The organism is Symplocastrum torsivum (assembly GCF_059505465.1).
Genome location: NZ_JCACKQ010000051.1, coordinates 1 through 18,905 on the forward strand (window position 1 = coordinate 1; position 18,905 = coordinate 18,905).

An 18,905-nucleotide genomic window follows, 5' to 3' on the forward strand; every position below is an offset into this window, starting at 1 on the left:
ATCGCCTAATTTCAGACCTCATATTACCCCAGCGACGACTTTTGCAAGAGGTCTATTGGTGATCGCCTCATAATTAGTGACACTACTGTCAAGTTCCATATGAATAATGCTCTCAAAAAGCTCAAAGCGCAAACTTGTTATCAGGCACTCCATCATGCGATCGTAAATGACTCGATTCAGTAGTTTAGCTGCCACGGTCAGCAGCGGTAGCTAACCTGGAACACCCAACAGATAACTTCTATGCAGTTGGGTGCAGCGATTTGTTAGGTTGCTGACTGCGCTGTTTGATGGGTTTTGAGATGATCTGTCTTCCACTTTCAGCCTGCCTCTTCCGCAAATCATTACAAATTGCTTGTAAATCGTAGTTAAAAGACTTTGCGTGTTCTTCCCGAATTGTGTAAATCTCTTCGAGAACTTCATCCTTCCACATTTCTACTCTCCCATTAGCTCATAGGGCGTACAAATAGTTGGTAGTTCGTATCCAGCATCATTGCTGAGTTGCAGCAGTTTCTTCTGGATTTGAGCATTAGCAATATGCCTACAGTTCCACGTTAACAGATAGTCCAAGCCGTAAACTGTAGCCACTGCAATGTGGAGTGCATCATCAGCCGCTTTAGGCGGAAGACTGCTCTTGGTAAGAAACTGGGCTGCTAGATCCTGGACAGCTTCATTGACTGCAAGCAGTGAAAAGTCCTGCAAAATCTCAAGTCGCCTGGTTGCTATTTCTGCATCGCCCCGTGCCACCTCATCCAAAACCACTTGAGAGATATAAAGAGTGAACTGACTGCGGCGAGTACCCCACCATTCCCGTGTAGCCTCTGCGTTAGCCATGAGAATCAGGTTATTGCTGGGTCTGATAGTGAGATACCCAACTATGCTGGTTTCGATGTAAACAGTTTCACTCATGCAGGATTAGTTCATTGGCAAGCTCAACATTACAGTAATCATGAGATACACGCCCATTAGAACAATCATCAACTGTAACAGAAACCAGAATTGTCTCACCCTGCGATCGCCCTATCAAAAAAATCCACAACCTATCGATTTAGATAGTGATTGATGGCTGGTTGACAGAGTTTTAGACAACACGATCGCTAATCCCTGTCTTATTGTTAGACTTAAACCTTTCGTATTAACAGATACAAAACACCTTCTCTGCTACCACTTAATCTTGCAAACATTGAAGCAAGCAAGCGAGAAGGGAGCCAATGAAAAACCACTATTCCGTCATTATTGTAGGTGGTGGTCAAGCGGGTCTGTCCATGAGCTATTGCTTAAAGGAGAGAGGCTTTGACCATATCGTTTTTGAAAAAAATAGGATTGGACATTCATGGCGCTCAAAACGTTGGGATTCCTTTTGCTTGGTAACACCCAATTGGCAATGCAAGCTCCCTGGATATCACTACCCAGGAGATAACCCTAACGGTTTTATGCAAAAGGATGAAATCGTAAAATACATCGAACATTATGCTAAATCATTTGACCCTCCTGTAAAGGAAGGCGTGGAAGTGTCAAAAGTTCGGAAGAGCCGTTCTCAGGATGTCTTTGAATTAACGACTTCTATTGGAGACTATACAGCGGATCAAGTGGTAATTGCTGCGGGGAGCTACCACATTCCCAAGATACCAAAAATCGCTGAAAGGCTTCCTGAACATATTGTGCAAATCCACTCATCTGAATACAAAAACCCAGAGTCTTTACCTGACAAGAGCGTATTAGTTGTGGGAACCGGACAATCCGGTTGTCAGATTGCAGAGGATTTGCACCTTGCAGGTAAAAAAGTCCATTTATGTGTAGGAAGTGCCCCGCGATCGCCACGCCGATATCGTGGGAAAGATGTTGTCGATTGGTTAGACCAAATGGGGTACTACGATTTGTCAATCGACGAACATCCCCAGAAAGAGAAAGCTAGAACCAATACTAATCACTATGTTACAGGTCGCGATGGTGGGCGTGAGATCGATCTGCGGCAGTTTTCTCTAGAGGGTATGCAACTGTATGGAAGGTTAAAGACTATTAGCAGTAGTCATCTTGAATTTTGGGACGACCTGAAGCAAAATTTGGATCGAGCGGATGCGGTTGCTAATAACATCAAGAAAAGCATTGATGCATTCATTGAAAAAAATCAAATAGAAGCACCTACAGAACCGACTTACAAACCCGTTTGGGAGCCAGATGAAGCATTTCTGAAGCTTGATTATGAAAAGGCGAATATAGGCGGTGTTGTTTGGTCTACTGGGTATCAGCCCGATTTTAGTTGGATTGAGGTTCCGGTGTTTGATGGCAAGGGGTATCCTGGTCACGATCGCGGTGTAACAGGTGTGCAAGGATTGTACTTCTTGGGACTTCCGTGGTTGTATACGTGGGGTTCAGGACGGTTTTCGGGAGTCGCACGGGATGCTACTTACTTGGCTGATTACATTACAGCGAGGAAGAAAGTATCGTATTCGGGCGCTTGGAGCATCGTCAATGAATATTTACTGGGGTCGTAGTAACGAGCAACAACCTATCGATTTAGATAGGTACTTGGTGATAGTTTGAGATCGTTTTAGATATTGCGATCGCTACCCCTAGTCTTATTGTTAGACCTAAAAGTTTCGTAGTGAAAGATACAAATCGCTTTATCTGCCAGCACTTAATCTGGCAGCACAACATAAGTTTGCTAAGTGTTCATCCTTCATCAGCTAGGTGATTTAAGGATTTTAGTAGCTACAAATCAGTTCTTAATCCACTATTAAACGTTCCAATTTTCAACGAATAATAAGGAGAAAATCATGCCTGAAGTAACCACTCCCGCTCATAAAGCTGGTGATTTCTTTGTTGATTACGAAGAGAAAGTTTTCCCGGATGTCAAAGCAGAACCCGGTGAGAAAGCGCTTGTTACATTTCACACCGTTGCGTTTGAAGGGTCAATTGGTCTAGTGAATTTATTGCAAGCAACTCGCTTGCTCCGTAAGGGATTTGAAACTTCGGTTCTGCTGTACGGGCCAGGGATAACGCTGGGTATTCAACGAGGCTTTCCCAAAATTGGTGATGAGCCATTTCCTGGTCAGCAAAACTTTAACAACCAGATTAGCAAGTTTATTTCTGAGGGTGGCAAAGTCTATGCTTGTCGCTTTTCTATGCAAGCACTTTACGGTCACGGCGAACCTTCTCTCATCCCTGGCATCCGCCCAATCAATCCCCTTGATGTGCTGGATTTGATGCTAATGCACCGTAAAGAAGGTGCCTTCATTCTGGATACTTGGACGGTGTAAGAGTTGGTAGGGGGTAGGTGTTAGATGGTAGATTTACAGGCTTTATCAGGAGCAGAATCTACCCAAAATCCTAATCTTTCCCAGCCAGTGCTGTAGCTTCTTCCCTAAAACCTATTCCCTGCTACCTACCCCCTAAAACCTACCTCCTACCACCTAATGATGGATTACTCACGTACAGTCCGAGCGGCAGCAGTACAAATCAGCCCAGTTTTGTTCAGTCGGGATGGGACGACTGAGAAGGTATTGCAGGCGATCGCAAAAGCTGCCAAAGAAGGTGCCCAACTGATCGTTTTCCCTGAAACCTTCATCCCCTACTATCCCTACTTTTCCTTTGTGCAGCCTCCCGTATTGATGGGCAAGGAACATATGCGGCTTTATGAAGAAGCTGTAACCGTTCCGGGTCCAGTATCTGATGCCGTAAGTAGAGCCGCCCGCTCTTATGGAATTGTGGTGGTGCTGGGGGTGAATGAGCGAGATAATGGTTCGCTCTACAACACCCAACTAATCTTTGACGCGGATGGCACCCTGCTATTGAAGCGGCGCAAGATTACGCCAACCTACCATGAGCGAATGGTTTGGGGGCAGGGAGACGGTTCTGGTTTGAAGGTTTTAGATACGGCTGTTGGTAAGCTGGGTGCCTTAGCTTGCTGGGAACACTATAACCCCCTAGCTCGATTTGCCTTAATGGCGCAGCACGAACAAATTCACTGTGCTCAATTCCCTGGTTCGCTGGTTGGACAGATTTTTACTGACCAGATTGAGGTAACTATCCGCCATCATGCACTCGAATCCGGCTGTTTTGTGGTGAATGCGACAGGTTGGCTGTCTCCAGAGCAGGTTGGACAAATTACCTCCGATGAAAAATTGCAGCGAGTGTTGAGTGGTGGCTGCAATACGGCAATTATTGGGCCTGAAGGAAATCACTTGTGTACACCCATTACAGAAGGTGAGGGAATCGCGATCGCAGATTTGGATTTCTCCCTGATTACCAAACGCAAGCGAATGATGGATTCTGTTGGTCACTATTCTCGCCCCGATTTATTGCAATTGCGGGTTAACTTAGATGCCCAAAACGTGATGGAAGTAGCAGATGGCATTCAGGCAACGGATGAAACAATTGACCCATACCTACAACCTACTCCCTACTCCCTACCACCTACTCCCTAATGGAAACAAAACCCCCCTTACCGCCATTTACCCTTGAAACTGCTCTCATCAAAGTTCAAGCAGCAGAGGATGCGTGGAACACTCGCGATCCACAGAAAGTTGCCTTAGCCTACACAGAGGATTCCCAGTGGCGAAATCGAGCCGAATTTTTCAGTGGACGTGAAGCGATCGCAGCTTTTCTGCAACGTAAGTGGGCTAAAGAGTTAGATTATCGTCTCAAAAAAGAACTTTGGAGCTTCACCGACAACCGCATCTCTGTGCGCTTTGAGTATGAATGGCACGATGATTCTGGCTACTGGTATCGCGCTTATGGCAATGAACAATGGGAGTTTGCCGAGAACGGTTTGATGCAAAGGCGAGAAGCCAGCATTAACGATGTTCCCATTCAAGAGTCTGAAAGAAAGTTTCGATGGGAGCGTAAACCCGCTTTATGAACAAGCAACAGTTAATCGTAGAGCTTCAAACTCATGGACTGAAGCTAGTTGAGCATGAAATTGGAGCAGCAGGACGAAAAGGTGGGGCAGGCCCTTCCGATCACAAAGCTGTAACCGTGGATGGCACGACGGTAATGGTGCCGATTTACAACAGCCCAGCCGCTCAGTCGCCTTACACGGTTGGGATTGACAAAACAACCAACCAAATGCTAGTGCAATTGGATCGAGAAGCGATTGACTCTGCCACCGCGCCAAGCGTGATCGCATCCATCAATTTTCCCCATCAACCCAAGTTCTACAGCCTAACTACGGCTGACGGCATTTCTTACAGTCAAATTGCTTTGTTGCACAGTCGAAATGTTTTAGCGACAACTGTTCTGCAAACCTGTATGCGTTACAGCGATACAGAGAACTCTTGCCAGTTTTGCGCCATTGGACAATCGCTGGCAGCAGGTAGAACCATTGCCCGGAAAACCCCCGCTCAACTGGCTGAAGTTGCAGAAGCAGCCGTGCGACTGGATGGAGTGAAGCAAATGGTGATGACAACTGGAACACCAAATACAAGCGATCGCGGTGCAGCTTATCTGACAGAATGTGCCAAAGCAATTAAAGCCAGAGTAGACCTTCCGATTCAAGCGCAGTGCGAACCGCCTGATGATTTCATTTGGTTCGATCGCATGAAAGCGGCAGGAATTGACACTTTAGGAATGCATCTGGAAGCGGCTGACCCCCAAGTTCGATCAAAAATTATGCCGGGTAAAGCAACAGTGCCTGTGGAGTATTACTTTGAGGCATTTGCCGCAGCAGTCAAGGTTTTCGGTTGGGGACAGGTGAATACCTATTTACTAGCAGGGTTGGGAGATAGCTTAGAGACACTGTTGGAGGTTTGCGATCGCCTGATTCAAATCGGCGTTTATCCCTTCGTTGTACCCTTTGTTCCCATCACAGGAACACCACTAGCCAATCATCCTGCCCCTAAGAGCGAGTTTATGTTTACCCTCTATGAGCAAGTGGGTGCCATGTTAAAGCAGGCAGGAATGTCATCGGAGGAAATCAAAGCAGGTTGTGCCAAATGTGGTGCTTGCTCTGCTCTTTCCAACTTTGAAACGTAAACCCAAGATCCCCGACTTCTTTAAGAAGTCGGGGGTCTGAACAGCCCAAGTTTTTAACTCAATTCGCCATTTCAATGAAGACTTACCAATTCAAACTGGCAACACATTCTCAGGAAATTGCTGCTTACTTTGCGCTTCGTCGCTCCATCTTTGCTGAAGAACAACAACTATTTCAGGGAGATGATGTTGATGAAATTGACAAAATTGCATATCCCATTGTGGCGATTTCCCAAAGGGAAGGCTCCGCGATCGCAACTGACATCAATAAAGTAGTCGGAGTTGTGCGAATCTATGAAGTTGAACCAGGCATCTGGTATGGTGGCAGATTGGGCACGCACCCGGACTATCGCAGAGGCTGGCAAATCGGCAAAGGCTTGATTTACAAAGCGGTCACTACAGCAAATACTTGGGGTTGCAAACAGTTTTTAGCAACGGTGCAATTACAAAATGTGCGCTTTTTTCAGCGACTTCACTGGGAGACGATGGAGGAGATCGTAATTTGCGATCGCCCTCATCACCTGATGGAAGCTGACCTAAATTACTATCCCCCTGGAACCGAATCACGTCCTGTTCTCCCCCTTCAGGCAAGAGAGGCATCCTGATGCTATCCGAGTTAGCAGCGCAGTTACGACAAGCCCTAGGCATCTTACAAAAGCAAGACATCCAAACCGCAGCACAGGCATTAGGGCAGAGTGTGGGGTTTAACTCCTCGACGAAAATCCTTTTAGGAGATGACTGTGCGGCTATTCCAGACTTAGAGGGATACCTACTTCTGGCAGCAGAGGGAATGTGGCCCCTGCTCGTGGAAACCGAACCCTGGTTTGCAGGTTGGTGTGCGGTACTGGTCAACATCTGCGATATCTATGCAATGGGAGGTCGTCCTATTGCCCTCGCCGATACCCTTTGGAGCCAGTCTATCAGCGCTAGCCAACCCCTCTGGGACGGGATGAAGGCAGCCGCCCAAACCTACAACGTGCCTATCGTCGGTGGACACACCAACTGTCATAGTCCCTATAATGCTTTGTCTGTCGCTATCCTAGGACGAGCAAAGCGCCTGATTGCTAGCTTCAATGCCCAACCTGGTGATTTGCTACTCGTCGCCACTGACTTTCGAGGTAAACCCCATCCCAAGCATCCGTTCTGGGATGCTGCGACAGCAGCCGATCCACTCCAACTCCGTGAAGACTTAGAACTGTTACCACGACTTGCTGAAGCGGGTCTGTGTGATGCTGGAAAGGATATCAGCATGGGCGGCATTATTGGAACGCTGCTAATGTTACTGGAAACCTCTGGCTGTGGGGCAATCTTGGATTTGGACAGAGTACCTTGTCCAGATGGTCTACCCTTGGAACGCTGGTTACTCTGCTTTCCCAGCTACGGTTTTCTCTTGAGTGTTCGCCCTGACCAGGTGGCAACCGTTCAATCCAAATTCCGCTACCGAGACTTAGTTTGTGAGGTTGTCGGGGAGGTTCAATCAACTCAGGAACTCATTCTCAAATCTCAGGAGGAATCTGTCGTGTTCTGGGATTTATCTGAGCAACGCTTGACTGGGTTCGCGAGGGAGAAGGTGAAACGATGATTGAGAGTATCAAAGCAGTGCCTTGCGTTCCACAACCAACCCAACTCCGCATTGCGCTACTTACCTATTCCACCAAACCCAGAGGTAGTGTTATTCATACCCTGGAACTTGCTGAGGCATTACAGGCACTCGGTCATCACGTTTGTGTCTATGCACTGGATAAAGACGGTAAGGGCTTTGATCGCGATTTATCCTATGAATACCAATCTATCCCTGCTCAACTCGCTCCTATAGACATTGATGCTTTAATTGGTCAACGTATTCAAGAATTTGTCGATTATTTGAGCCAGTCTGAGCAAAGCTACGACTATTACCATGCTCAGGACTGCATCAGCGCCAATGCTTTAGCTATCCTACGGCAACGCCAGCACATTCCCCATTTCATTCGTACAGTTCATCATATTGAAGACTTTAGTAGCCCTTATCTCCAGCAGTGTCAGGAGCGATCGATTCGTGAAGCGGATTTCTGCTTGTGTGTTAGCGATCGCACTCAAGCCGAACTCCAGCAGCACTACAAGATTAACGCTCCACGGGTGATTAACGGGGTCAATACCCAACGATTTTCACCAATTAACAACGGCTCTGAAGCAATGCTCAAGGAGCGATTAGGATTGGACGGTTCACCCATTTACCTAAGTGTAGGCGGGATTGAACCTCGGAAAAATTCCATCAAGTTATTGCAAGCATTTGCTGAGGTACTGGCAGATTACCCTCAAGCACAGTTAGCGATCGCAGGTGGAGCAACCCTATTTGACTATCAGCCCTATCGGGATGAGTTTTTTGCTCTGGCACAGCGTTTAGGAGTCCCAATCGGCAAATCTCTCATTTTACCTGGGGTAATTGCAGAGGCGGAACTATCTGCCCTCTATCGAATAGCTGATGCTTTTGTGTTCCCTTCTGTCAAGGAGGGTTGGGGACTCGTGGTGCTGGAAGCGATCGCATCGGGTATCCCAATCATTACCTCTAACCAATCTCCATTTACCGAATTTCTCTTAGAAACTCAGGCACTTCTGGTTAACCCCGACTCGCCAAATGCGATCGCTCAGGCTATGCGCTCAATTACCCAGCCCGAACTTGCTCATTCCCTGGTGCAGCAGAGTCAATCCATCCTATCTCGCTATACCTGGGAAGCCTCTGCCGAACTGCACCTACACCACTACCAACAACGTCTCACTTACTCCCAATCCTTGAACAACTATGCCTGAAATTCGCTTCCAAATTCAGTGGCCTGATGGTTCCAAAGAAACCTGCTATTCCCCTTCTCTGATTGTCAAAGACTACTTCACGCCTGAGAGTGAGTATGCGATTGAAGACTTTGTGGAGCGATCGCGTACATCACTCAAGATTGCTAGCGATCGCGTCCTTGCCAAATATGGGATGCCGTGTTCATTAGCCTTAGGGCAACTTCAACGTATTGAAGCGACAGCAACCCAATACAGCCATTTTCCTCAACCAAAAGTTCGATTCATCCAATTTCTTGAGTGAAACTGAAACCTTGCCCTACATCATCACCATTAAGCTTATTGAGTTCAGCTCCACTCAGCGTCGCTAAGACAGAGCGCGTTAGTCTAAACTCTAGTAACAACTAACGACTTCTCAAAATTCCATCTTCTAAATAAGCCACTCGGTCAGCTACATCGATAATACGGGGATCATGTGTCACCATCAACACAGTACAGCCCCCTTCTTTTGCCAGATGCCGCAGTAATTCAATCACAGTATGCCCACTGTGAGAGTCTAGGGCAGCCGTTGGCTCATCTGCCATGATTAGCCGTGGATTACCTGCTAGAGCGCGTGCGATCGCAACTCGCTGTTTCTGTCCTCCAGATAAGTCACCAGGCTTTTGATTCGCTTTTAGACCTAAACCAACCTGTTCTAGCAGAGCATGTGCTTGATATCGTGCGACTTTGCCCCGAATACCTTTGATGTTCAGCACCGCTTCAATGTTCTCCGCTGCTGTCAGGGCTGGAAATAGGTTGAAATCTTGGAAAATAAAGCCGATGTTCTGCCGCCTAAACCGTGCTAGCTTGGTTCGAGACATTTTCGTAATCTCTTCTCCAAGTAGATAAACTTTTCCAGTAGTGGGTGTTAGTAGTCCCGCTAAGATTGACAACAGGGTTGTTTTCCCTGACCCAGATGGCCCCATTAGGAGTTGGATGTCGCCGCTTCTAATTTCCAAGTCAATGCCTTGAAGAACTTGAAAGCGTTGTTGTCCTGACTGAAATGCCATCTCTACCCCTTTGGCAAGGATGGATCGCGTTTCAGTATCAGTTAAACCTATGGAGGTAGAATCACCCAGGTTTCGTCTCTTAGTAAACACCATCAAGTTAATTTACAACAGCACTTCTTTTCGAGTGTCAGTAACTATGATTTGAAAGTCAAGAACGCATGTGCCGCTGTAGTAAATTGTCCATTAGTATCGCACTACTTTCAGTCTACCTATCTACATAAATTAAAAAGCTTGCCAAGTGTCAGTGTCTGTCTAAGTTGTGCTACTTGCGTAATCTAGGTGTAGCGTGATTTCTCCAAGATCTGCTTACTGGATTGGCTAAGTTCGACCTTCCGCTAGTACCCAACCTCGACGCATTTGGATAAACTTGGCACAAAACTTTAGTTCTACTATGGTTGAGCGCTCCTCCTCTCAGTTAGCTGCTGCACAGTCTATACTTGTCTCCAAGAGCCAATCTCCTTCTCCTGTAGGTTATGCGGCTCCTGCTTCTATTCAAGGGAGTGAGACCCAGGAGGATAGGGCTGCACTAACTAAACTAGCTGCGAAAATTCTGCAAGACCCTTTGGCAATCAGGAAACTGAGCGATCGCGTTTTTGAACTCCTGCGGGAAGAGTTGCAAATTGAGCGGGAGCGTAACCGAGGATACGGGAGACGACGCTAATGACAAATAGTCAAACCCACGAACTCAATTATGTAACTGCCAATCGTTTTTATGTCGAGATTGGTGGCAGTATCGCTGCATCATTTAGTGAATGTTCGGGCTTGGATGTTCAACTCGATAAAGAAACCTACTTTGAGGGTGGGGTTAACGATCAACAGCGTATTTTTCTTAAACAAGCTAAATTCAGCGATGTGACGCTCAAGCGTGGCATTACCGATGATGTAATATTCTGGCAGTGGCTGGAGAAATTCCTTAGCCCAGATAAGAAGGAGCGTCGTAACGTAACGATTATCGTCTTCAACCAAGCTGGGGAAACAATGCAGGCTTGGACGCTTGTTGGTGCTGTGCCTGTGGGTTGGAAAACACCGTCTCTCCAGGCAAACTCTAGCACCGTTGCCATTGAGGAATTAACGTTAGCTTACGAAGGTCTAAAGGTTGTTGTGAAACCCAGTGGCGGGAGTGCGACTACAGGACTTCAGCGCGACTCGTTGGGATACTTTTCGAGTGGTTGAGACAAGGGATGAAACATTATGGCAGAACCTCTGGATGCACCCCTTGATCGCTCTGAGCCTCTAGGGATTAAAAACCCTTTACTTCCTCCGAGGGCGTTGGGGCAAACGGAGCCTAATTTACAATTTATGCTACCGCTTGGGGCGCGACCTCTCGCCGTCCTTGACCCTTCTATCTTTTTTCCCGAAGGAGGGTCAGAGTATGCTGAAATTGGGCAATCATTTGCCGAGTCACCGTTTTTCGACACCCCTAAGCCGACTTCACAGATAGATCATCAAAGTGAGAGTACAGCAACAGCTTTCTCCCAGAACACGCCAATTCAACGACAAACGGTATCACTTGATTCACCCGCACCATTGCCGTTAGAAAATCAACTGATTAGGGTTCAAGAGCAGCAGGCACAAGTTCAAAGCGTCGATGCTAGTGAACCGACTAGAGTGACAGGTGCAAGTGTAGATTCGCCAATCTTGCCAGATGAGCCAATTGCCAATGAATCTGTCAGTTCTGAGATTGCACCTACAGCAGATTTAGAAGCAAGCATTCAGCGATCGCAACTATCCCCAGGAGAACCGCCTCTATTAGCACAGACAGCATCAGAGCCGACAAGTCTACCTGGTAATAGGGAGAGTTTTCAAACTTCCCCGTCAGATTTAGATCCCCCCCAGCTCCTCACTAAAGCTCCGGCATTAAAAAGGGGGGAGAATTCATCCTCTACTGATACAAGCATCCAAACTCAGCTAGTATCATCACAATCAGAAGCAGCACCCTCTTCACCCAAATCCCCGGCTGTAGAAGCATCAACAGGTGCAACGGAGCCAGTCACAGAAGCACTTCAGAAACCTTCAGGGTTAGGGGAAGCTCCTGCTATCTCCACAGAATCAGGACAACAAACGCAAACGTCTCAACCCGATGTTATCTCGTCTGTTAGTGAATCAGCGATCGCATCCACAATTCAGCGCCAAGCTATACCTGAACAGCCCCAAAGCAATGAACGCGAAGAGGTCGAAGCGATACCAGCTCAAACCAACTTGCCTCAAGAGGCTGAGAGTAGCACTATAAGACAGGCTACCGAGGGAATGATGCCCTTGGGTGAGTCGCCGAGTTATCAACAGCCGAGTCAACCTCCAATACAGAACATCACTGGATTAGAAGACTCTGCGACTTCTTTGCTCAGTTCAGATTCCCAATCACAGGAAACTCCTCAATCGATTGCACCAATTATCCAAGCTTACCCAGCCTCAGTCTCTCCATTGGAACAAGCAGTACAGCCAGAAGTACCGGAGTTGTCTACGACTGAACTCCAAGCTGAGGCGTTTACCGATTTACCAAGACAGGCAAATACTGCAAACGTTCCTCCCTCAACTCCCAACCCACCTGAAACAACAGGTAACCCAACTTTGGTAGAGCCAGTTGAGGACGTCCCTACTACTTCACCAGAACTGACAACCTCGACTGAGCAAGAAACGATTCAACCTCGTTTCGAGTCTGCATCACTCCAATCAGAAACTACCTCACCTCCCTTGCTTGACTTGCCAAGTGAAGTAGTAACAGAAGTATCTCACCAAGCAATAGAGTTATCATCTCCAGAAACTGTTCAACGTGCTGCTGAGTCAGTTCAGGAACCTACAAATTCTCAACTACCGACAATTGGTGATGAGGTGGAGAAAGTGCGATCGCATTCTCCTTTAGAACATCCTCTACTCAGTCCGGCACAACCGAGTGACGCAGTTCTTCCCAGCACAGTCAATTCAGATTCTCTCCCATCCGCACTTGAGCTTACCCCCTCAGTACCCACTCAAAACACCTCACCACCAGCCAGTATTCCTACTGCCGAAACAGAAGCAATTGTTCAGCCTGAATTAGACTCGACGAGTGCAACGCCAGCCTCTGCAACTGAACTAAGCTCATTGCTGGATACTTCGGAGGTTCAGGTGAGGAAATCTCCTGAGATTAATGCTCCAATGCAGGAATCTTCACCCGTTGAATCTCCCACTCATCTAGAAGAAGCCAGCGTTCAACCTCAACTAGAAGCCACCCCTGCACCGCTTACTGAAGTTGCTCACGTCTCATCTATACAAGAACCTCTCACGGGTGAAGTAGAAAACACGGCTATCACAGCGGAACCGCAGCAATCTGACTCATCCGGCTTGACAATAGAACCACAACTAACTGTCTCTGATTTAGTCTCCGCAGACTCTAAGGAGCAGCCAACAGCAACAGAGGCACCAACCCTTCAACCTCTATTAGAATCAACTACCGTTCAACGCCAAGTAACAGACGCTCCCGCACTAGATCAACCTGTAAGCAGCCCTCAGTCTACTATTCAGGCAAAGGAAGCCGACTTTACCGACTTCCAAACTGCTCCTGAAATTATTCAAGAACCGTCTTCGCAATCGAGTGCGCCAGAGGAAGGCACCGTGCAAAGAGAAGAAGAAGCGATCGCACCTATCACTGATTCATCCTCTGCTACCACCCCTGTTTCCCCCTTTACAACTGAGAAAACTCCAACAAGCGTACTACATACGCAGCCAACAGATGGCTTAACTGCAACAGAGCCAGACCTTATCCAGCCATTTCAGCAAACTGCCTCAACTAATCTCAACACACTGCCCACGCTACCAACCGTCTTGCAGGATCTAAGCGTACTCGATTCCCTTGGCTCAACCCCTCTTATTCAAACCGCTTCCCTTGCAGACATGGCTTCTCCTAATGAACCTGTACCCGTAATTGCCAGAAAACAGAGCAACGTTTTTGATAATGCAGAGAGTGGTGTTGAACAATTCCCCACATCTTCGCCTGCCCAAATCTCTTCATCCTCTTTGCCTTCCCAATCTGTCCTCCAAACTGCACCAACCTCATCGAACACAGGGGTGGTTGCAGATGTCCCGACTGAATGGTCAAGCATTGCAGAATTACTCAACGGCAGTTCCTTTTCAGTTCCCAGTCCCTCCGCTCAAGCTAGTCCTCCATTTCCCGATCTCCAACCGTTTGGATCTACCGAAACAGTCATTCAACCTCAGTTTGAGTCAGCCACGCGCCGAACTAGTGCAGACACCATACCCACTATTCAAACAGACGAGGAGCAGAGCAACGTTACAGAAGTCACATCTGAGACAGAACCCGCCGCAGATGCTTCACCGGAGCAAATCGAAAAGCTAGCACGAGAAATTTATAGCTTAGTCCGCCAGCGATTCAAGATAGAGCAGGAGCGTAGCGGCAACTCCTATTCCGGTCGCTTACCGTGGTGATAGTTCAGTTAATAAGTGAATACCTATGACGTTACAAAAAGCCAAACTCATCGCCGTTGACGGTGGAGAAAACATTGAGTTCATGTTCAACCCGAACCAGTTGGACTTTAGTCGAAGCATCGACATAGAACAGGCACAAGGGGCGCGTACAACAGAAGGGGAGAACAAAACTAGCTTTAAACACCCAAATCCCTATTCCCTCAAAATCAGCAACATCCTCCTCGACACCTACGAATCAGGAAGGAGTGTCCTTGATCATGTAGGGAAGTTCACAAAAGCTGTTGAGTTTTCTCAAGGCGGTCAGGGAAAAGATAAGCGTCCGCCCATTTATCTCTTTACCTGGGGCAAGGAGCGGTATCTCCGATGCTTTGTCAAAACACTCAGCTTCAAACTGACCCTATTCTTACCGGATGGCACACCAGTGCGAGCAGTGCTTGATTTATCGCTAGAGCAAGTTGATTCTCCGACCCCCAGACCGGGTCAAGGGACTACCAATCCTAGCCAGAGTCTACGCGAAGCTTCTGATCGTTCAACCTTCCTTTCACGTTAGCCGTTATCCTTTGAGTCCATCATGGTCAACGCCAACAACAAAGCCACCTACACAGACCAGGTAATTCTAAAAATTGATGGTCAAATTGCTCCAAAAGACCTGATGGAAGACATCCTGCAAATCTATGTCGAGGAGAGTTTACATCGACCTGCAATGTTTACGCTTGTTATTCAAAATCCTTACTTTTCAGGAAAAGTTCAACATCCGAACTCTCCAGAAGACGAGCCAGAGCGACCGTGGGCGCACGAAAATTTATTTGCCATTGGTAAGTCGATTGACATTGCGTTTAAAGCGAGTACTACGGCATCAGTGGAATTTGAGGAAGAGGTGAAGGGCAGTGTTTTCAAAGGGGAAATTACAAGCTTAGAAACTCACTTTACCTCTGGCTCCCAAGCACCCATGATTATTGGCGGCTATGACATATCCCATCGCCTACACAGAGGGCGGCACAACCGCTCGTTTCAAAATTACACAGATACAGACATTGTTAAAGAGATTGCTCAGGAAGTAGGGATAACTGTCGGCACAATTGATGAGAGTGGAACACCCCATGATTACGTCTTTCAGGAAAACCAAACAAATATGGAATTCTTGCGAGAACGAGCAGCTCGGAATGGCTTTGAGTTGTTTGTACACAATGGTGAACTAAACTTTTGTAAACCGAAAGTGGACGAGACTCTAGAACTCCAATGGTTAACAAACCTGAGCAGTTTCCATGTTCGCGTCAGTAGTGCGGAACAAGTGCAAAGTGTAGAAGTGCGCGGATGGGACTATAAGCAAAAGCAGACGATAGTCTCGACTAAATCCTCTGCTCAAGTGATGACAAAAACCAAACATGGCAAGGGAAGTAAGACAAGTAAAGCCTTTCAAGGCAAACCTAACGATCCTAAAGTGGTTGTGGTAGATCAGCCAATTTTTACAGCCAAAGAAGCGGATACCCTTGCCCAAGCCCTGTTAGATGAATTAGGGGGAGAATTTGTCCATGCTGATGCCCAAGCCCAAGGCAATCCCAAAATTCAACCTGGGCGGGTTGTGAAACTAAAAAATATGGGGAAGTACGACGGCAAATACTACGTTACAGAAAGCCGTCACATTTTTAGCGAACGCACCTACAAAACAGAATTTAGTGTACGGGGATTGCGTGGAGGCGACCTCCTTGCTACCTTATCCCCACCCACCCACCTCGAACCTGGACAAACGCTCTTAGTGGGGAGAGTCACTAATAATAAAGACCCTGAAGGTTGGGGCAGAGTGCGGGTAAAGTTTCCGACGTTGACCGAGGAACACGAAAGTAATTGGGCGCGGGTCGTGGGTGCAGGTGCTGGTTCAGGTCGGGGGTTTGACTGTTTACCCGAAATTGATGACGAAGTACTTGTCGCGTTTGAACACGGCGATATCCATCGTCCTTATGTAATTGGCAATGTCTGGAATGGTAAGGATGCCCCGCCTGAAAAGGTAAGTGATTCGGTTGACAATGGTAAGGTGCGTCTGCGTACTATCAAGACCCGTGTTGGGCATAGTCTCCAATTTGTGGAGGAGGATAAAGCTAGCAGTAAGCAAGGGATTTACATCAAGACGAAAGAAGGTCACTGGTGTCGCTTGAATGATAGCGAGAAGTTTGTAGAAATCGAAACCAGTGGAGGACATACCCTTCGCCTTGATGATAGGAACAAAACTATTAGCCTAACTTCGACGGGTGACGTTTCTGTCAAGGCGGGACGCACAGGGACTTCTAACAAAATCAGTTTAGCCGCAGGGGAAATCGCTCTTTCTGGTATCCAAGCCATTACGTTGAAAGTGGGAGCCAGTACTATTGAAGTTACCCCAGCAGGCATCAGCATTCAGACAGCCGCGACAATTAATATCCAAGGCGGCGCCGCGACCAATGTGAAGGGGGGCATTGTTCAAGTTGTTGGTGGATTAATTAAGCTCAATTAATGTTGAGTCAGTCTGCTTCGGTTGATTTATAGCAATTCTTGTTGAGAGTGAGGTACATCTAAGTCTCTTGCCAATTCCCAATTCCCAATTTAAGGTTTAATTGCTTATGTCTTTCCCTGCCGCACGAGTTGGTGATCTGACTGTCACAGGAGATGCCATTCTTCCTCCTGGTGTCCCTACTGTCCTGATTGGAGGATTACCTGCTGCTTGTGTTGGTGATAAGGTTTCCGGACTTGTCATCAACTACGCTCCTGGGATTATTGCAACAGGGGGGTTTACTGTTTTAATTGGTGGACGACCAGCAGCACGGGTGACGTCTATGGTCAATGGGCTTACTATTGGCCCTTTGGGGGTTCCTGTACCAGTAGCAACAACCATCGTTAAAGGACAACCGAATGTCTTGATTGGCGATATGGGGGTTGCTGTTCCCCCGCCGCCTGAAGTTCAAGCGCAGCTAAAAACGATGGATGAAGAGGTGAAGCGCAAAGAAGCTGAACTTAAAAAGAAGAAATCTTAGCTAGCGATCGCACTTTTCTAATCATCTTAGGCAAGGTCACTAGACTGAAAACTTTATAGGCTACGCCACATAGTTTACTTCTTATCCATTGAAGGCTGAGGTTTAGCACTGGCAACCTTTGGCACCGTCAAGCTGTTGAAATAAACGATGCTAATTGTGAATAAAAACAGCAGGTAAGCTACAGCTTGAACTACATAGATTTGGTCGCGGTAGCCAAATAAGGCTTTGAGTGCTAAACCCGGAAATTTTTCATCCGGCAGGACACTGCTTGTATTCCAAACCATTGGTCCTAGAACGCAAGAGGGGTTTTTGGCAAAGTGTTCATAGTAGAAACACAACGATTCTGACTGGCGATTCATCTGCGCGAGTGATGCAATGGCTTGGTCGAAATGAGCCAGTACTCCGATTACCAAACCCGCGACAATCAGGATGAGAAAAACACCCATCACCTGGAAAAATCGGCGGATGTTAATCTTGACCCCCCACTTGAACAGGAGAACCCCAATCCCGGCAGCTACCGCTATACCACTGATCGCACCGATGGCTGGTACAAGTCCTTGTTGAAACTTTGCGATGATAAAGACAACCGTTTCAAAGCCTTCTCGCAAGACAGCAAAGAAAATTAAGCTGAAGATACCCCAACCCGCACCCGTACCTTGTTGAATGGCAGAGGTGATACTGCCTTCAATTTCAGCTTTGAGCGATCGCGCCTGTTGAGTCATCCAAATCAGCATCCAACTGAGTAAGGCGATCGCAACTATCCCAAAGACTGCCTCTAGTAATGGCTCAATTATGGGTGAATACTCTGGGTATGTCGTACTCAAGGCTTGAATGCCCCAGCTGAACAGAACACCAACCAACGCACTTGCAACAATCCCTGCTATTACACCTGCATACACCGATGAGTTGAGCTGTTCGGCTTTGGCTTTTTTTAGGCAAGCTAGTACTATCCCCACCACAAGGGCAGCTTCGACCCCTTCTCGCAGGGTAATCACAAAGGTCGGTAAAGCAGCACTAAAATCCATAATTTGTTCTTTGTCAGTTGTTAGCTGTGCGTTTTTCGCCCGTTACCTGTGTCAGTTGCCCTCGTTCTCCACTATGCGTAGAGGAAAGTCGAGGGAATCTACTGACGACTGAACTAATAACGAATAACTATTAACTAAAGTCGCGCAACATCTTCTTAATTTCAATGCTGTGCATTTCTTCCTGACCAATTTGGGTACGGGCAAACTCTTCTAGATAAATGCTGGCATTTTCCACGACGCTGAGTAGCTCTTTATACATCTCCAGCGCTTTTTTCTCATGGTTGAGGCTTTCTTCCAGAATGTCCCGCACAGAATGCTTGTAGCTTTCCTCAATTGGAGCAATCCGTTGGCTAGGATGCCCTTCTAACCCGGTGAGAATTTCTCCTACCTGTTGGGCATGGAGTAGGGACTCACTGGCTTGCGCCTTGAAAAAGTCCACAATCGGAATCCGGTTAGGTCCAGTCACCATCAAGGAATAATGGGTGTAACGCACAACCCCGGCAAGTTCAAATTCCATGATGGAGTTCAATAGGTTAATGGTCTTTTTCAGGTCAAGGTCTTTCATGAGTTCCGATTTTACAACGAGTAGATGTACTCACATTGTGATTAATTTATCTCAAAAACTTTAACAACTAATGGTAGAGATAACGTGTAGAACAGAAAATTTCAGGGCAAAC

General features: G+C 47.1%; 21 protein-coding genes. 16 read left to right on the forward strand and 5 right to left on the reverse strand.

Annotation, left to right across the window (positions count from 1 at the left end; genetic code table 11):
- Positions 1 to 99 precede the first annotated feature (99 nt).
- On the forward strand, positions 100 to 183 hold the full coding sequence (locus AC5JL3_RS16830; protein WP_496075611.1) for a hypothetical protein: 84 nt from the start codon (positions 100 to 102) through the stop codon (positions 181 to 183).
- Positions 184 to 238: 55 nt separating this feature from the next.
- On the opposite strand, the gene AC5JL3_RS16835 is transcribed toward AC5JL3_RS16830, so the two are convergent.
- On the reverse strand, positions 239 to 430 hold the full coding sequence (locus tag AC5JL3_RS16835) for a hypothetical protein (RefSeq protein ID WP_242058361.1): 192 nt from the start codon (positions 428 to 430) through the stop codon (positions 239 to 241).
- Positions 431 to 432: 2 nt separating this feature from the next.
- Positions 433 to 906 (reverse strand): type II toxin-antitoxin system VapC family toxin, encoded by a 474-nt coding sequence (locus AC5JL3_RS16840; protein WP_496075574.1) that lies wholly within the window; start codon positions 904 to 906, stop codon positions 433 to 435.
- Between the two features lie 302 nt (positions 907 to 1,208).
- Between AC5JL3_RS16840 and AC5JL3_RS16845 the strand changes: the two genes are divergently transcribed.
- From AC5JL3_RS16845 to AC5JL3_RS16885, 9 genes are all read left to right on the forward strand, one after another.
- Positions 1,209 to 2,492, forward strand: a complete 1,284-nt coding sequence (locus AC5JL3_RS16845; protein ID WP_496075575.1) for an MSMEG_0569 family flavin-dependent oxidoreductase — start codon at positions 1,209 to 1,211, stop codon at positions 2,490 to 2,492.
- Between the two features lie 282 nt (positions 2,493 to 2,774).
- Positions 2,775 to 3,257, forward strand: coding sequence for an MSMEG_0572/Sll0783 family nitrogen starvation response protein (locus AC5JL3_RS16850; RefSeq protein ID WP_496075576.1), 483 nt, complete (start codon positions 2,775 to 2,777; stop codon positions 3,255 to 3,257).
- Positions 3,258 to 3,413: 156 nt separating this feature from the next.
- Positions 3,414 to 4,424 carry a Nit6803 family nitrilase gene (locus tag AC5JL3_RS16855; protein WP_496075577.1) on the forward strand — a complete coding sequence of 337 codons (1,011 nt, stop codon included), beginning with the start codon at positions 3,414 to 3,416 and terminating at the stop codon, positions 4,422 to 4,424.
- Positions 4,424 to 4,858 carry a nuclear transport factor 2 family protein gene (locus AC5JL3_RS16860; protein WP_496075578.1) on the forward strand — a complete coding sequence of 145 codons (435 nt, stop codon included), beginning with the start codon at positions 4,424 to 4,426 and terminating at the stop codon, positions 4,856 to 4,858. The genes AC5JL3_RS16855 and AC5JL3_RS16860 overlap by 1 nt, the downstream gene beginning before the upstream one ends.
- Positions 4,855 to 5,970 carry an MSMEG_0568 family radical SAM protein gene (locus AC5JL3_RS16865; RefSeq protein ID WP_496075579.1) on the forward strand — a complete coding sequence of 372 codons (1,116 nt, stop codon included), beginning with the start codon at positions 4,855 to 4,857 and terminating at the stop codon, positions 5,968 to 5,970. The genes AC5JL3_RS16860 and AC5JL3_RS16865 overlap by 4 nt, the downstream gene beginning before the upstream one ends.
- 74 nt (positions 5,971 to 6,044) lie before the next feature.
- The gene (locus AC5JL3_RS16870; protein WP_192217558.1) at positions 6,045 to 6,572 is read left to right on the forward strand and encodes an MSMEG_0567/Sll0786 family nitrogen starvation N-acetyltransferase; all 528 of its coding nucleotides are present in this window, start codon (positions 6,045 to 6,047) and stop codon (positions 6,570 to 6,572) included.
- Positions 6,572 to 7,549, forward strand: a complete 978-nt coding sequence (locus AC5JL3_RS16875; RefSeq protein ID WP_496075580.1) for a sll0787 family AIR synthase-like protein — start codon at positions 6,572 to 6,574, stop codon at positions 7,547 to 7,549. Before AC5JL3_RS16870 ends, AC5JL3_RS16875 begins: the two co-directional genes overlap by 1 nt.
- Positions 7,546 to 8,754 carry an MSMEG_0565 family glycosyltransferase gene (locus AC5JL3_RS16880; protein ID WP_496075581.1) on the forward strand — a complete coding sequence of 403 codons (1,209 nt, stop codon included), beginning with the start codon at positions 7,546 to 7,548 and terminating at the stop codon, positions 8,752 to 8,754. The genes AC5JL3_RS16875 and AC5JL3_RS16880 overlap by 4 nt, the downstream gene beginning before the upstream one ends.
- The gene (locus AC5JL3_RS16885; protein ID WP_496075582.1) at positions 8,747 to 9,034 is read left to right on the forward strand and encodes an MSMEG_0570 family nitrogen starvation response protein; all 288 of its coding nucleotides are present in this window, start codon (positions 8,747 to 8,749) and stop codon (positions 9,032 to 9,034) included. The genes AC5JL3_RS16880 and AC5JL3_RS16885 overlap by 8 nt, the downstream gene beginning before the upstream one ends.
- Before the next feature lie 100 nt (positions 9,035 to 9,134).
- Here AC5JL3_RS16885 and AC5JL3_RS16890 read toward each other — a convergent pair whose 3' ends face one another.
- Positions 9,135 to 9,779, reverse strand: coding sequence for an ABC transporter ATP-binding protein (locus AC5JL3_RS16890; protein ID WP_242058375.1), 645 nt, complete (start codon positions 9,777 to 9,779; stop codon positions 9,135 to 9,137).
- Positions 9,780 to 10,170: 391 nt separating this feature from the next.
- Between AC5JL3_RS16890 and AC5JL3_RS16895 the strand changes: the two genes are divergently transcribed.
- The 6 genes from AC5JL3_RS16895 (at position 10,171) to AC5JL3_RS16920 (ending at position 17,203) form a co-directional block, all read left to right on the forward strand.
- The gene (locus AC5JL3_RS16895) at positions 10,171 to 10,440 is read left to right on the forward strand and encodes a hypothetical protein (RefSeq protein ID WP_496075583.1); all 270 of its coding nucleotides are present in this window, start codon (positions 10,171 to 10,173) and stop codon (positions 10,438 to 10,440) included.
- Entirely contained in the window at positions 10,440 to 10,952 is a 513-nt protein-coding gene (locus AC5JL3_RS16900) for a phage tail protein (RefSeq protein ID WP_496075584.1), read from the forward strand. The genes AC5JL3_RS16895 and AC5JL3_RS16900 overlap by 1 nt, the downstream gene beginning before the upstream one ends.
- A gap of 18 nt (positions 10,953 to 10,970) precedes the next feature.
- A complete protein-coding gene (locus AC5JL3_RS16905) occupies positions 10,971 to 14,198 on the forward strand; it encodes a hypothetical protein (protein WP_496075585.1) in 3,228 nt (1,075 codons plus the stop codon).
- 25 nt (positions 14,199 to 14,223) lie between these two features.
- A complete protein-coding gene (locus tag AC5JL3_RS16910; protein WP_496075586.1) occupies positions 14,224 to 14,748 on the forward strand; it encodes a CIS tube protein in 525 nt (174 codons plus the stop codon).
- A 21-nt stretch (positions 14,749 to 14,769) separates the two neighbouring features.
- Positions 14,770 to 16,686 (forward strand): VgrG-related protein, encoded by a 1,917-nt coding sequence (locus AC5JL3_RS16915; RefSeq protein ID WP_496075587.1) that lies wholly within the window; start codon positions 14,770 to 14,772, stop codon positions 16,684 to 16,686.
- A 106-nt stretch (positions 16,687 to 16,792) separates the two neighbouring features.
- Positions 16,793 to 17,203: a PAAR domain-containing protein gene (locus tag AC5JL3_RS16920; RefSeq protein WP_496075588.1), complete on the forward strand. Its 411-nt coding sequence runs from the start codon at positions 16,793 to 16,795 to the stop codon at positions 17,201 to 17,203.
- A gap of 74 nt (positions 17,204 to 17,277) precedes the next feature.
- Here the strand turns inward: AC5JL3_RS16920 and AC5JL3_RS16925 are convergent, their stop codons facing one another.
- Both AC5JL3_RS16925 and AC5JL3_RS16930 read right to left on the reverse strand, forming a co-directional pair.
- The gene (locus AC5JL3_RS16925) at positions 17,278 to 18,228 is read right to left on the reverse strand and encodes an FTR1 family iron permease (protein ID WP_496075589.1); all 951 of its coding nucleotides are present in this window, start codon (positions 18,226 to 18,228) and stop codon (positions 17,278 to 17,280) included.
- A gap of 130 nt (positions 18,229 to 18,358) precedes the next feature.
- The gene (locus AC5JL3_RS16930; RefSeq protein ID WP_192217570.1) at positions 18,359 to 18,793 is read right to left on the reverse strand and encodes a ferritin-like domain-containing protein; all 435 of its coding nucleotides are present in this window, start codon (positions 18,791 to 18,793) and stop codon (positions 18,359 to 18,361) included.
- Positions 18,794 to 18,905 lie beyond the last annotated feature (112 nt).

Bases quoted from the DNA above. Each gene is read 5' to 3' on its own strand.
- AC5JL3_RS16830 (WP_496075611.1), top strand. From the start codon at position 100: ATGAATAATGCTCTCAAAAAGCTCAAAGCGCAAACTTGTTATCAGGCA.
- AC5JL3_RS16835 (WP_242058361.1), bottom strand. From the start codon at position 430: ATGTGGAAGGATGAAGTTCTCGAAGAGATTTACACAATTCGGGAAGAA.
- AC5JL3_RS16840 (WP_496075574.1), bottom strand. From the start codon at position 906: ATGAGTGAAACTGTTTACATCGAAACCAGCATAGTTGGGTATCTCACT.
- AC5JL3_RS16845 (WP_496075575.1), top strand. From the start codon at position 1,209: ATGAAAAACCACTATTCCGTCATTATTGTAGGTGGTGGTCAAGCGGGT.
- AC5JL3_RS16850 (WP_496075576.1), top strand. From the start codon at position 2,775: ATGCCTGAAGTAACCACTCCCGCTCATAAAGCTGGTGATTTCTTTGTT.
- AC5JL3_RS16855 (WP_496075577.1), top strand. From the start codon at position 3,414: ATGATGGATTACTCACGTACAGTCCGAGCGGCAGCAGTACAAATCAGC.
- AC5JL3_RS16860 (WP_496075578.1), top strand. From the start codon at position 4,424: ATGGAAACAAAACCCCCCTTACCGCCATTTACCCTTGAAACTGCTCTC.
- AC5JL3_RS16865 (WP_496075579.1), top strand. From the start codon at position 4,855: ATGAACAAGCAACAGTTAATCGTAGAGCTTCAAACTCATGGACTGAAG.
- AC5JL3_RS16870 (WP_192217558.1), top strand. From the start codon at position 6,045: ATGAAGACTTACCAATTCAAACTGGCAACACATTCTCAGGAAATTGCT.
- AC5JL3_RS16875 (WP_496075580.1), top strand. From the start codon at position 6,572: ATGCTATCCGAGTTAGCAGCGCAGTTACGACAAGCCCTAGGCATCTTA.
- AC5JL3_RS16880 (WP_496075581.1), top strand. From the start codon at position 7,546: ATGATTGAGAGTATCAAAGCAGTGCCTTGCGTTCCACAACCAACCCAA.
- AC5JL3_RS16885 (WP_496075582.1), top strand. From the start codon at position 8,747: ATGCCTGAAATTCGCTTCCAAATTCAGTGGCCTGATGGTTCCAAAGAA.
- AC5JL3_RS16890 (WP_242058375.1), bottom strand. From the start codon at position 9,779: ATGGCATTTCAGTCAGGACAACAACGCTTTCAAGTTCTTCAAGGCATT.
- AC5JL3_RS16895 (WP_496075583.1), top strand. From the start codon at position 10,171: ATGGTTGAGCGCTCCTCCTCTCAGTTAGCTGCTGCACAGTCTATACTT.
- AC5JL3_RS16900 (WP_496075584.1), top strand. From the start codon at position 10,440: ATGACAAATAGTCAAACCCACGAACTCAATTATGTAACTGCCAATCGT.
- AC5JL3_RS16905 (WP_496075585.1), top strand. From the start codon at position 10,971: ATGGCAGAACCTCTGGATGCACCCCTTGATCGCTCTGAGCCTCTAGGG.
- AC5JL3_RS16910 (WP_496075586.1), top strand. From the start codon at position 14,224: ATGACGTTACAAAAAGCCAAACTCATCGCCGTTGACGGTGGAGAAAAC.
- AC5JL3_RS16915 (WP_496075587.1), top strand. From the start codon at position 14,770: ATGGTCAACGCCAACAACAAAGCCACCTACACAGACCAGGTAATTCTA.
- AC5JL3_RS16920 (WP_496075588.1), top strand. From the start codon at position 16,793: ATGTCTTTCCCTGCCGCACGAGTTGGTGATCTGACTGTCACAGGAGAT.
- AC5JL3_RS16925 (WP_496075589.1), bottom strand. From the start codon at position 18,228: ATGGATTTTAGTGCTGCTTTACCGACCTTTGTGATTACCCTGCGAGAA.
- AC5JL3_RS16930 (WP_192217570.1), bottom strand. From the start codon at position 18,793: ATGAAAGACCTTGACCTGAAAAAGACCATTAACCTATTGAACTCCATC.